The organism is Pontibacillus salipaludis (assembly GCF_014642405.1).
Taxonomy (GTDB): Bacteria; Bacillota; Bacilli; order Bacillales; family BH030062; genus Pontibacillus; species Pontibacillus salipaludis.
Window position 1 is genome coordinate 44,796 of sequence record NZ_BMIN01000003.1, and the last position, 12,985, is coordinate 57,780.

The following is a 12,985-nucleotide window of genomic DNA, read 5'->3' on the forward strand; positions in this document are numbered from 1 at the left end:
TGCTACCGTTCCCTCTGTATATGGCAAAGGTGTTTTGGGAAATTGCGAGACTCCTGCGGCAGTAAGAGCCTAGGGGAGACCCCGCAGAGAGCGTAGCGAACGAGGAGACTTCCCAGCTCGCCGCGGAAAGCGAGTAATTTCCCGAAACACCTTATTCTCAATTTGGGCAAACGGAAGCATTCACTCAACTTCAAGACTTCCATTTAAGCTTATATGGAAGGACGCTAAATATAAGGGGAGCCTTTTGTTTAGGTGGTCTTTCGTAATTGTTGGTCTAATTTGTTAGATAGCTCGTATATATAGTAGTACAAACCATCATAGGAGGGGAAAACATGCGGAAGCGTGCTGCTTTATTATGTGGAAGTCTTGTCACTAGTGTTGCTCTATTATCAGGATGTGTCTTTCAAGGGGAGCAATCTTTAAAAGAAATGGATCAGCCACAACAAGAAAATACGGAAGGGGAGGTCGCGGTATCGGAAGAGAGTGTGAATGCGGGGCAAACAGATAACACGGAGGTAATCAAAGTTGAGACCGTGGCCCGCCAACTTTATTTATTAGATGAAAATGGCATGGTTGTTCCTCAAACGTTACCTCTTCCTAAGCCGGAAACGAACGATGTTGCTAAACAAGTTCTTGAATACTTGGTTAAAGGAGGTCCTGTTACAGACTTCTTGCCAAGTGGATTCCAAGCTGTCCTTCCTTCAGGTACAGAAGTTAACGGCCTTGATTTACTAGAAGATGGTACCTTAGTTGTGGATGTATCTAAAGAATTTATAGAATATCGTCCCGAAGATGAGCTTAAGATCTTGCAATCTATGACTTACACGCTCACTCAGTTCGAGAATGTAGACCGCATCAAGCTACAAATTAACGGTTATGATGCTGAGGTTATGCCAGTGAACAATACTCCACTTTCTAGCGGATATTCACGAGCCAACGGAATAAATCTTGAAACAGGGGATGTAGCTGATATCTCCAACAGTCGTTCGGTAACCGTTTATTATCCTGCCCAGCATGACGACCAATTTTACTATGTTCCTGTTACGAAACGTGTAGAGGGTGCAGCTGAGAGTGAATACGAAACCATTATACAAACTCTTGTGAATGGACCAGGATATAAGGGAGACCTTTTAAATGTATTTAACGAGGGTGTGCAGTTAACTGAAGAGCCAACCGTCAAAGATGGTATTTTGACTCTAACATTCAACGAAAATGTCTTAAGTAACTTTGAAGATCAATCGATTATTTCAAAGAAAGTTATGGATTCCCTTGTCTTATCTTTAACTGAGGATGAGAAAGTAGAAGCAGTGTCTGTAAAGGTTAAAGACTTTGAAGAGTTATATGATGAAGAAGGAAATGCTTTCACAAAACCAGTGACTCGCCCTGAAATGGTAAATACAGGTCGATTTTAATAAGCCGATTTAGCATATACTATAAAACGAAAAAGAGGCATCCAAAGAAGCCTCTTTTTTCGTGGTTATTGTTTGATTAGCTATGCTTTTATCCCCTCGCCTAATTTAGTGTAATGTTGTCTTGGAAACCACTTGCTTTTCTGTGGCCCGCATTTGCCATATAAGAGTGAATAAAATATGTCATCTTGGGTGACATCAGATACGCTTATGCGAACTGCGGGGCCGTTCACATCTTTAAAGCTAGGGCTTGCTCGGGGACTGCGAGACTCCCGCGGGAAAAGGAGCCTAGGGAAGACCCCGCAGAGAGCGTAGCGAATGAGGAGGCTTCCCAGCTCTCCGCAGGAAAGCGAGCTGTCCCCGAGCAAGCCCAAGCACTCATAAACGTCGGCCCCTTCCAGCTGAAATATCTCAAATTTGAGTATCCCGGTGGGCTTATATGGAACAGATTAAAAATCAACAAACGTCTTCAAGAGACATGGTACTACAGTAAACTTTTGCTTCAAAATATGTTAAGATGAGCAAGGATTAAGTGAAGGAGGACGAAACATGAGAACGGATGGAAGAAATGAAAATGAGCTAAGACAGGTACATATTGAAACAGGTTATGTAAAGCACCCAGAAGGGTCTGTCTTAATTACAGTAGGAGAAACTAAAGTGATTTGTAATGCAAGCATAGAAGATCGTGTTCCTCCTTTCATGAGAGGTCAAGGCAAGGGGTGGGTTACAGCAGAGTATGCTATGCTACCTCGAGCAACCGAATCAAGAAATATAAGAGAATCGTCTAAAGGGAAAGTTACTGGACGAACGATGGAAATACAGCGTTTGATTGGTCGTTCTTTAAGAGCTGTGGTGGATCTTGAGCAATTTGGCGAACGTACGCTATGGGTAGACTGTGATGTGATTCAAGCTGACGGAGGAACAAGAACAGCTTCTATTACGGGAGCGTTTGTAGCGATGGTTCTTGCTTTTGGAAAACTTGTAAAACAAGGTACCATTAAAAAGCTACCTATTAAAGATTTTCTTGCTGCCACATCTGTTGGAGTACTACCTACTGGAGAAGAAATATTAGATCTTTGTTATGAAGAGGATTCAAAAGCTCAGGTAGATATGAACGTGGTCATGACAGGTAATGGAGAATTTGTCGAACTTCAAGGAACTGGAGAGGAAGCAACATTCTCATACCCACAGCTGCAGAAGATGATTGAATTAGCCCAAGGAGGCATAGGGGAGCTATTTGACCAACAGAAAGAAGCTATTGGTGAATGGAGTGCCCATATCGATCGAAATCGCAACCAGTAATAAGGGGAGAGGCATTATGAAAAAAATAGTTGTCGCAACGCATAACGAGGGGAAAGTTCGCGAGTTTCGTCAATTATTTTCGAAATACAATATAGAGACATTATCACTCGATGATCTTGACCAAAACCTGCCTGAAGTTGAAGAGACAGGAGAAACATTTGAAGAGAACGCTGAATTAAAAGCGAGCACAATTTCTTCTATATTAAATGTACCGGTTATTGCAGATGATTCAGGTCTTGTAGTTGACGCTTTGGATGGTAGTCCAGGTGTCTATTCAGCACGTTATGCTGGAGAACCAAAAGATGATCAAAAAAACCTCGAAAAAGTTTTATCAGAACTAAAAGGGGAAAAGAATCGAACAGCGCGTTTTGTATGCGTATTGGCTCTTAGTATACCTGGTCAAAATGTAGTCTTCGAACGAGGGACGTGTGAAGGCCACCTCACAGAAGAGCCACATGGAGAAAGTGGCTTTGGTTATGATCCTATCTTTATCCCAGATGGTTACAAAGAGACCATGGCAGAGATAGGGGCTGATGAGAAAAATAAAATCAGTCACCGGAGTCGTGCGCTATCTAAGATCGAAGACAGCATCCATCAATTATTCTCATAAGGAGAGATAACTCATGCCTAGTGTATTAATTGTGAGCGACAGTCATGGATTAACTGAAGAAGTTCAGCTGCTAAAAGACCGTCATGCGCATGAAGTAGATGGCATGATTCATTGTGGAGACTCAGAATTAGATTACCGTTCTGCTGAGATGGATTCATATATCAAGGTCAAGGGCAACTGTGATTTTGATGACGAGTATCCGGAGGAAGTACAAGAATCTATACAAAACATGTCTTTTTTTGTCACTCACGGCCATCTATTTCGTGTTAAATCGACATTAATGCCTTTATCCTATCGTGCTGACGAACGAGGTGCTCAAATTGTTTGCTTTGGCCATTCCCACATCGCAGGTGCTGAAATGGTCGGTGGTAAATTATTCATTAATCCAGGAAGTATCCGTTTACCAAGAAACCATCCTGAAAAAACGTATGCGATTGTAAACTGGGATGAAGGGCAGTCTGTTCGAGTTCAGTTCTATAATGAACAAGGAGAAGCAATCCCTGGTTTAACATATGAAACAACTTTTTTAGGCAGAAGTTAAATCTTCTGCCTAAAATGTATTGACATATTTCTATATAGTCCTTATAATAAATTTTGTTCGCTTCGACAGACGGAACGAAAATGAATAACCGTGCGGGTGTAGTTTAGTGGTAAAACCTCAGCCTTCCAAGCTGATGTCGTGGGTTCGATTCCCATCACCCGCTCCATAATACATATTTTTATTGCAAAAATCATATATAATAATATCTTTTGATTTTTCTCATATTACGTCCCAGTAGCTCAGTAGGATAGAGCAACGGCCTTCTAAGCCGTAGGTCGGGGGTTCGAATCCCTCCTGGGACATAGAATTTTTCAAAAAAGACTTTAGGATCTTCCTAGAGTCTTTTTTTTACATACCTAAAACTTATATACGGTGAGCATGTTTATGTATATAAGGAGAGAGTTATGGAGACACTGTAGCGTAAAACTTCATTCGTCAAACTAGATTTTTTGAAAATACTTCAGTATCCTTAAAGAAGATAAAGGGATCTCTATAGAATAGATAAAAGGAGATTCTTTGTTTATATCGAATGAAGTGGGTAGCAGACTAGGTAGCGAATGAAGAGGATTGGTTAACGTACATAAGTGATACGAATAGAGGGAGGATGGATCATGACTCAAGAAAAGGCTGATGTCGTCATATTTCCCAAATGGAAATCTTCATTAGAGCAAGACGGATTAGCCGCTTTAAAAGAAAAGAATTATAAAGAAGCACTCCAATCTTTTAACAAACTTATTGATTTTGAAGCGGCAAATTCAGAGATTATGACTGGCAAGCTAATTTGCCTAATGGAATTGGGGCAGTACGAAGAAGTAGAAGAACTGTGCCAAAAACTAATGAGAGATGACGAAGAACATTATTTTCAATACTTACATATTTATTTAACGGTTTTATTCCAAACAGGAAAATATGAAGAATTACTTGATTTGCTAGATGAAGTGTTTAAATCGGAAGACATTCCTCAAGACCTTCGTAAACAATTCTGGCAACTTTATGATATAACTGAAAACCTTCGGACAGATGAAACAAGAACAGAAAATATTGAGGCAGTCGACGAACTGCTTATCGCTCTGGATACACATAATGTTAAAAAACAATGGCAGCTTCTATCTATGCTTCGGAAACAAGATATTCAGCCTTTTATGACGGAAATAGCTCCTTATTTAACGAAGGAGGAAATAGAACCCGTTATAAAGACCGCGCTTGTTCAATGGATGCAAGAGCAACAAGTGGATCGGAAAGTAGCGGTGAAAAAGCTTGGAGCGGAAGTTATGGTCAATCCTATGGAGCTACCTGATATCCTTTCGCACACTTCAGCAAGGCAATTGTTATACTTATTAGAGCGAGTGGAACAAGACAATCCGACATTGTTTGAGTTCATTCAACAGCTCGTGTTTCGGTACATGTATGTTCGCTTTCCTATCATGCCTGAAGATCATGAATTACCTGCGTTGGCAAAAGCCTTTTATGAGCTGGGATCATCATCTCTTCAGTTAGAGGATCATGAGTTTCCTTTGCACCAGTACATAGAGCAAGAAGAAGTAGGAGCTTGGAAAGAACAGATCATGTATTATGAGAGTCAGTATTTTGCTGTGTTGGATGAGGAATAAACTGTAAAGCATACACGCTTTCTAGCTAATAGAAGATTGTTGAAAGCACAATAGATTATGTTATAATAAGGTGGTTGCAAATTACGCATTCACTCTTTTGTTAAAAAACTTAAGAACATTTAATGAACGATTAATGTATGAAAAATAGATGTTGGAGGGAAAATCATGTCTGCAAAATGGGAAAAATTAGAAGGTAACGAAGGTCAACTTACAGTTGAAGTTGATGCTGATGAATTTAAGGTTGCCTTAGACAAAGCATTCGCGAAAGTAGTTAAGGATATCCAGGTACCTGGTTTCCGTAAAGGGAAAGTACCTCGTCCAATTTTTGAACAGCGTTTCGGTGTAGAGTCTCTATATCAAGATGCGCTAGATATCATTCTTCCAGAAGCGTACTCTAACGCAATTGACGAAGCAGGAATTACTCCAGTTGATCGTCCAGAAGTAGATGTTGAGCAAATCGAAAAAGGGAAAAACTTAATCTTCACTGCTAAAGTAACGGTTAAGCCAGAAGTAACACTTGGCGAGTACAAAGGTCTTGAGGTAGAAGCACAAGATACTACTGTTACTGATGAAGATGTTGAAAACGAACTTAAGCAACAACAAGAAAAGCAAGCTGAATTAGTTGTTAAAGAAGAAGGCACTGTAGAAAACGGTGACACTGTTGTTATGGACTTTGAAGGTTTCGTTGATGGCGAAGCATTCGAAGGTGGACAGGCTGACAACTATTCATTAGAAATTGGTTCTGGTCAGTTCATTCCAGGATTCGAAGAGCAACTTGTTGGTAAATCTGCTGGAGAAGAAACAGAAGTAGAAGTTACGTTCCCAGAAGAATACCATGCTGAAGACCTTGCTGGTAAAAAAGCAACGTTCAAAGTAAAAGTTCACGAAATTAAAGCAAAAGAACTTCCTGAATTAGACGACGAGTTCGCGAAAGATATCGACGAAGAAGTTGAATCTATGGATGAACTTAAGAAGAAAACGAAAGAGCGTCTACAACAAGAAAAAGCACAGGAAGCTGAAAACGCTAAGCGTGAAGAGCTTGTAAATAAAGCTACTGATAACGCAGAAATCGAAATTCCTGAAGCTATGGTTGACACTGAGCTTGACCGTATGATGAAAGAATTCGAACAACGCCTTCAAATGCAAGGCATGACGTTAGACATGTACTTCCAGTTCACAGGCCAAGATCAAAACGCACTTAAAGAGCAAATGAAAGAAGATGCTGGTAAGCGCGTTAAGACGAATCTTGTTCTTGAAGCAATTGCTACTGCTGAGAACGTTGAAGTTACAGAAGAAGATATCAACCAAGAGCTTGAAAACATGGCTTCAATGTATCAGACGGATGTTGAAAACCTTAAGCAAATGCTTGGTGGCAACACAGAAGCAGTTGAAGAAGATCTTAAGATCAAGAAAGCTATTGACTTCTTAGATTCTGAAAGCAAAACGGCATAAGGAAGTCTCTCTGACTTTCAGCGGTTTAAGTTAATGAAAGCAAGGCGCGATTTGTTCGTGCCTTGTTTTTACATATAATAAATTCCTTTTTGGAGTATGGAATGAGTCCTACTATGGAAAAATACATATATACTAAATCAGTTGTATATTGGATCTTTATTTCCAGCCCACACATACTTTTGGATTACTGCACATATGTTGACTATTCATACACTCACGTACATAATGAATACAAATGGAAGTGAGATAATCTTCCGACCAGGAAGCTTTTTTACTTTTAGTGACTCATGATATTTGGTATGATGTCGTAAAGAAAGGTTTTGGATGTTTAACCAATGGTTGTAAAGGTTTTTTATAGATTTAGTGTGACATATACTTTGTGAGGTGAAATGCATGTTTAAATTTAACGAAGAGAAAGGACAACTGAAGTGTTCTTTCTGCGGTAAGACTCAAGATCAAGTCCGCAAATTAGTTGCTGGACCTGGGGTTTATATATGCGATGAGTGTATTGAATTGTGTACAGAAATTGTAGAAGAAGAGCTGGGTAACGAAGAAGAAGTTGAATTTAAAGAGGTTCCGAAACCTCAAGAAATCAATGAAATTCTGGATGATTATGTAATCGGTCAGGACTACGCGAAGAAGTCACTTTCTGTAGCGGTTTATAACCACTATAAGCGTATTAATGCTGCTACAAAAGCCGATGATGTAGAACTTGCCAAAAGTAACATCTTAATGCTTGGACCTACAGGTAGTGGTAAAACACTTCTTGCTCAAACATTAGCTCGAATTTTAAATGTACCATTTGCAATTGCAGATGCTACGTCTCTAACAGAGGCTGGTTACGTTGGGGAAGATGTTGAGAACATTCTTCTTAAATTGATTCAGGCAGCTGATTATGATGTTGAGAAAGCTGAAAAAGGAATCATTTATATTGATGAGATTGATAAAGTAGCACGTAAATCTGAAAACCCATCCATTACACGCGATGTTTCTGGTGAAGGTGTGCAGCAAGCCCTTCTAAAAATTCTTGAAGGAACTGTTGCAAGCGTTCCTCCACAAGGCGGACGTAAGCATCCTCATCAAGAATTTATTCAAATCGATACAGGCAATGTGTTATTCATTGTCGGCGGTGCATTTGATGGAATTGACCAAATTGTGAAGCGTCGTCTTGGTAAGAAAGTAATTGGATTTGGCTCTGAACAAGAAACTGCTGAAGATATGGAGAAGAAAGAAGTACTCACTAAGGTACTTCCAGAGGACTTGTTGCGTTATGGTTTAATCCCAGAATTCATCGGTCGTCTGCCGGTAATTGGCGCTCTAGAATCTCTTGATGAAGATGCGTTAGTTGAAATTCTTACGAAGCCTAAGAATGCTTTAGTGAAGCAGTATCAGAAGCTATTCCAAATTGACCATGTAGAGCTTGAGTTTGAAGAGGAAGCGCTACGTGAGATTGCTCGTAAGGCAATTGAACGTAAAACAGGTGCGCGTGGTCTACGTTCAATCATTGAAGGCATTATGTTAGATGTAATGTACGAACTACCGTCTCGTGAAGACATTGATAAGTGTATTATTACTGCTGATACCGTTACGAAAGAAAACGGTCGTCCTAAGCTCGTTTTTAACGATGGTACAGTGCAAGACGAGAATGAAACACCAAAAGAGAGTGCGTAATTCATCTACTAAGAAGAGCCTATTCATTATAAGTTAAAGAGAGAGGTTTCTCCTACCCGGAGAACCTCTCTTGTTTCATCATAAATCTCGGTCTATGCGCCGGGATTATTTTTGTTAGAAAGCCACTATTTGTTCATGCTTTTTCATCATTTGGATTTTAATGATTGGGTTTAATGTAACTATTTGAGGAGATACTAGCTGATAACATAAAAGATGTATGGTACAGGAGGAATCTTTATGACATTAGCGGGTATCGTCTTATTTGTGCAACTGTTTTTTGGGATTGTTATTGGACTTTACTTTTGGAATCTCTTAAAAAATCAACGCTCACAAAAAGTAACAATTGACCGAGAGTCAAAAAAAGAAATGGCTGAATTAGGGAAGATGCGTCAAATTGCGCTTTCTGAACCTCTGTCAGAGAAAGTTCGTCCTAAATCTTTTCAAGATATTATTGGTCAAAAGGATGGAATTGAAGCATTAAGAGCAGCAATATGTGGAGCAAATCCGCAACACGTTATTGTATATGGCCCTCCGGGGGTTGGAAAGACGGCTGCGGCTCGTCTCGTGCTTGAAGAAGCAAAGCAATATAAAGATTCTCCGTTTCGTCAAGATGCTGTATTCGTTGAATTAGATGCAACTACAGCAAGATTTGATGAACGAGGAATTGCTGATCCTTTAATAGGTTCTGTTCATGACCCGATCTATCAAGGGGCTGGCGCTATGGGGCAAGCTGGAATTCCTCAACCTAAACAAGGGGCTGTGTCTAATGCACATGGTGGAGTTCTTTTTATTGACGAAATTGGGGAATTACATCCGATTCAAATGAATAAGTTACTTAAGGTACTAGAAGATCGCAAGGTTTACTTTGAAAGTGCATATTACAGTGAAGAGAATCAGCAAATCCCTTTACATATCCACGAGATATTTAAAAAGGGTCTGCCTGCAGATTTCCGCTTGATTGGAGCCACTACTAGAAGACCTGAGGAGATTCCCCCCGCAATTCGTTCACGCTGTCTAGAGGTCTTCTTTAGAGAACTTGAGCATGAAGAGGTTGTTGAAGTAGCTAAGAGAGCAGCAGAGAAGATTAAATTTACTTCAGATCAAGATGCTTTAGAAACTCTAGCGGGCTATGCACGTAATGGACGAGAAGCTGTCAATATGATTCAAATTGCTACGGGTATTGCTAAAAAAGCAGGCCGAACAGTTATCTCTAAAGCGGATATTGAATGGGTCGTAGATGCTTCACAGCTAGCACCTAGGTATGACAAGAAGATAGGGAATCAAGACCAAGTTGGAATAGTAAATGGACTTGCCGTTTTTGGACCTAATTCAGGGTCACTGCTTGAGATCGAAGTGACCGTTCTCCCAACCACTTCAAAGCAAGGAACCATTAACATTACTGGGATTGCTGAAGAAGAAAGTATAGGTACACAAAGTAAATCCATACGTAGAAAAAGCATGGCTAAAGGATCAATCGAAAATGTTATTACTGTCCTTCGTTCTTTAGGTGTGCCGGCACATGAATATGATATTCATGTGAATTTCCCGGGTGGGATTCCTGTAGATGGTCCATCAGCGGGCGTGGCTATGGCTCTTGGAATATACTCTGCTATTCACAAACTCCCTGTACGTTACAACGTCGCCATGACAGGTGAGATTAGTATTCATGGTCATATAAAACCGGTTGGGGGAGTGATGGCTAAGATCAAGGCAGCCAAAAGAGCTGGTGCAACGAAAGTGTTGATTCCTGCTGAGAATAATCAAGAGATGTTCAATCAAATAGAAGGTGTTCAAATTGTGCCTGTTACCCACATACGAGAAGCACTGGCACTGGCTTTACATGGCGATGTTCAATCGTTATTGGACGAGAAGCGATTCGTTGAAAAGAGATCGTCTCAATCTTCTTAAAACCAATCGCACAAATGAAACATTTTACAAAGAAAATGGTTTTCATTATACTTTTATAGAACCATATGTTTGATGAGTCTTAGAGCATTGTCTATATGGCAGGCTCTCTTTTCTCTTTTCTATTATGGAATTTCATGGAGGTGCAAGAAAAATGACGAAGCAAAATACCATTCACATCCCCCTCCTTCCATTACGTGGACTATTAGTTTATCCATCAATGGTCATGCATTTAGATGTGGGTCGCGATAAATCAGTGAACGCAGTAGAGAAAGCAATGGTTCAAGATCATACCATTTTCTTAGCTGCTCAGAAAGAAACGAATATTGATGAACCAACCGAGAATGATATATATTCAGTGGGAACAATGGCTAAGATTAAGCAAATGCTTAAGCTCCCTAATGGTACAATAAGGATCTTAGTAGAGGGATTGTATCGTGCGGAACTAGTCAATCATACTGATGATGAAGATGAAGAATTACTAATGGCTGAAATTAGGGAAATGGAGGAAACGCACGGGGAGAGTTTAGAAGAACAAGCCCTTATGCGAAAGCTCCTGGAACAATTCGAACAGTACATAAAAGTGTCTAAGAAGGTTAGTGATGAGACGCTTTCTTCTGTACAAGATATAGATATCCCTGGCCGCTTAGCTGATATTGTAACATCACATCTTCCTTTGAAGATTAAAGACAAACAGCAAGTACTAGAAATGATCCATGTTCCAGATCGAATTGAGCATATCATTGATCTCATAAATAATGAGAAAGAAGTTATGCAACTTGAGAAGAAAATTGGCCAGCGTGTTAAACGTTCGATGGAACGTACGCAGAAAGAATACTATCTTCGTGAACAAATGAAAGCTATCCAAAAAGAACTTGGTGATAAGGATGGCAAATCAGGAGAAGTTGAAGAGCTTAAAGCTAAGCTTGAAGAAGCTAATTTACCAGAAAGAGTTCAAAAAGTTGCCTTAAAAGAATTAGATCGATATGAAAAAATTCCTAGTAGTTCAGCTGAAAGCTCAGTAATCAGGAATTATATTGACTGGATTCTTTCTCTCCCATGGACAGAACAAACAGAAGACAACCTGCATATTCCTCACGCTGAAGAAGTGCTTGATGCTGATCACTATGGTTTAGAGAAGGTAAAAGAACGAATCATTGAGTATTTAGCTGTGCAGAAGCTTACAAACAGCATTAAAGGTCCGATTCTTTGCCTAGTGGGGCCTCCTGGTGTTGGTAAAACATCTTTAGCTAGGTCTATAGCACGTTCAATGGATCGTAATTTTGTACGAGCTTCCCTTGGTGGAGTGCGTGATGAAGCAGAAATTCGCGGACACCGTCGTACGTATGTCGGAGCTATGCCGGGGCGAATTATCCAAGGGATGAAGCGCGCTGAGACCGTTAATCCTGTTTTCTTATTAGATGAAATTGATAAAATGGCAAGTGATTTTCGTGGTGACCCATCTTCTGCTATGCTTGAGGTACTTGATCCCGAGCAGAACAGTACATTTAGTGACCACTTCATTGAAGAGACGTATGACCTTTCAAACGTTCTGTTCATTGCCACAGCAAATAATATGCAAACCATACCGGGTCCTCTTTTAGACCGTATGGAAGTGATCTCAATAGCAGGATACACAGAAGTTGAAAAACTTCACATTGCAAAAGAACATCTACTTCCTAAACAGTTAAAAGAGAATGGCTTAAAGAAAAGCCAGCTTCAGTTCAGGGAGGAAGGCTTACTTAAGTTAGTCCGTCAGTATACCCGCGAGGCTGGTGTTCGTGGATTGGAACGCCAAATTGCTGCTGTTTGTCGTAAAGCTGCTAAGATTGTGGTAGCAGAAGACAAGAAGCGTGTAGTTGTTACAGAGAAAAAGTTAGAAGAGTTGTTAGGAAAGCCAATTTTCCGTTATGGTCAAGCTGAGAAGGAAGATCAAATTGGAACAGCAACAGGCCTTGCGTACACGTCTGCTGGTGGTGACACTCTTGCTATAGAGGTATCATTGTATCCTGGTAAAGGGAAGTTAACGCTCACAGGTAAGCTTGGAGACGTAATGAAGGAATCAGCCCAAGCAGCCTTTAGTTACATCCGTTCAAGAGCTGAGGAGCTTAACATCGACCCTGAATTCCATGACAAAAATGATATTCATATTCACGTACCTGAAGGCGCGACACCTAAAGATGGTCCGTCAGCTGGTATTACAATGGCAACTGCATTAGTATCTGCACTTACAGAACGCCCTGTTCGTAAAGAAGTAGGAATGACAGGTGAAATTACGTTAAGAGGCCGCGTTCTTCCTATCGGTGGACTAAAAGAAAAATCTCTTAGTGCTCATCGTGCTGGGTTGACAACCGTCATTATGCCAGCGGAAAATGAAAAGGACCTAGAAGATATTCCAGAGAGTGTACGTGAAGGGTTAACCTATATCCCAGTTACTCATCTGGATCAAGTGTTAGAACATGCACTAGTAGAGGAGAAATAATTC

Annotated in this window: 9 protein-coding genes and 2 tRNA genes; all 11 read left to right on the plus strand. The window is 40.3% G+C overall.

Going from position 1 to position 12,985, the window contains the following annotated elements:
- Window positions 1-332 precede the first annotated feature (332 nt).
- The 11 genes from IEW76_RS04170 to lon all read left to right on the plus strand — a co-directional run bounded on the left by IEW76_RS04170 (window position 333) and on the right by lon (window position 12,982).
- Window positions 333-1,412: a GerMN domain-containing protein gene (locus tag IEW76_RS04170; protein ID WP_188651213.1), complete on the plus strand. Its 1,080-nt coding sequence runs from the start codon at window positions 333-335 to the stop codon at window positions 1,410-1,412.
- A gap of 546 nt (window positions 1,413-1,958) precedes the next feature.
- On the plus strand, window positions 1,959-2,711 hold the full coding sequence (gene rph, locus IEW76_RS04175; protein ID WP_188651215.1) for a ribonuclease PH: 753 nt from the start codon (window positions 1,959-1,961) through the stop codon (window positions 2,709-2,711).
- A gap of 16 nt (window positions 2,712-2,727) precedes the next feature.
- Window positions 2,728-3,321, plus strand: coding sequence for an XTP/dITP diphosphatase (locus IEW76_RS04180; protein WP_188651217.1), 594 nt, complete (start codon window positions 2,728-2,730; stop codon window positions 3,319-3,321).
- Window positions 3,322-3,334: 13 nt separating this feature from the next.
- Complete coding sequence (locus tag IEW76_RS04185) at window positions 3,335-3,862, plus strand: metallophosphoesterase (protein WP_188651219.1); 528 nt, start codon at window positions 3,335-3,337, stop codon at window positions 3,860-3,862.
- Between the two features lie 92 nt (window positions 3,863-3,954).
- Window positions 3,955-4,028, plus strand: a tRNA-Gly gene (locus tag IEW76_RS04190).
- 62 nt (window positions 4,029-4,090) lie between these two features.
- A tRNA-Arg gene (locus IEW76_RS04195) sits at window positions 4,091-4,164 on the plus strand.
- Window positions 4,165-4,473: 309 nt separating this feature from the next.
- Entirely contained in the window at window positions 4,474-5,472 is a 999-nt protein-coding gene (locus IEW76_RS04200; RefSeq protein ID WP_188651221.1) for a tetratricopeptide repeat protein, read from the plus strand.
- Between the two features lie 165 nt (window positions 5,473-5,637).
- Window positions 5,638-6,924, plus strand: a complete 1,287-nt coding sequence (tig, locus tag IEW76_RS04205; RefSeq protein ID WP_188651223.1) for a trigger factor — start codon at window positions 5,638-5,640, stop codon at window positions 6,922-6,924.
- A 393-nt stretch (window positions 6,925-7,317) separates the two neighbouring features.
- A complete protein-coding gene (gene clpX / locus IEW76_RS04210) occupies window positions 7,318-8,595 on the plus strand; it encodes an ATP-dependent protease ATP-binding subunit ClpX (RefSeq protein WP_036784604.1) in 1,278 nt (425 codons plus the stop codon).
- 237 nt (window positions 8,596-8,832) lie between these two features.
- Window positions 8,833-10,503, plus strand: a complete 1,671-nt coding sequence (gene lonB, locus IEW76_RS04215; RefSeq protein WP_188651225.1) for an ATP-dependent protease LonB — start codon at window positions 8,833-8,835, stop codon at window positions 10,501-10,503.
- 151 nt (window positions 10,504-10,654) lie between these two features.
- Entirely contained in the window at window positions 10,655-12,982 is a 2,328-nt protein-coding gene (lon, locus tag IEW76_RS04220) for an endopeptidase La (protein ID WP_188651227.1), read from the plus strand.
- Window positions 12,983-12,985: the final 3 nt, after the last annotated feature.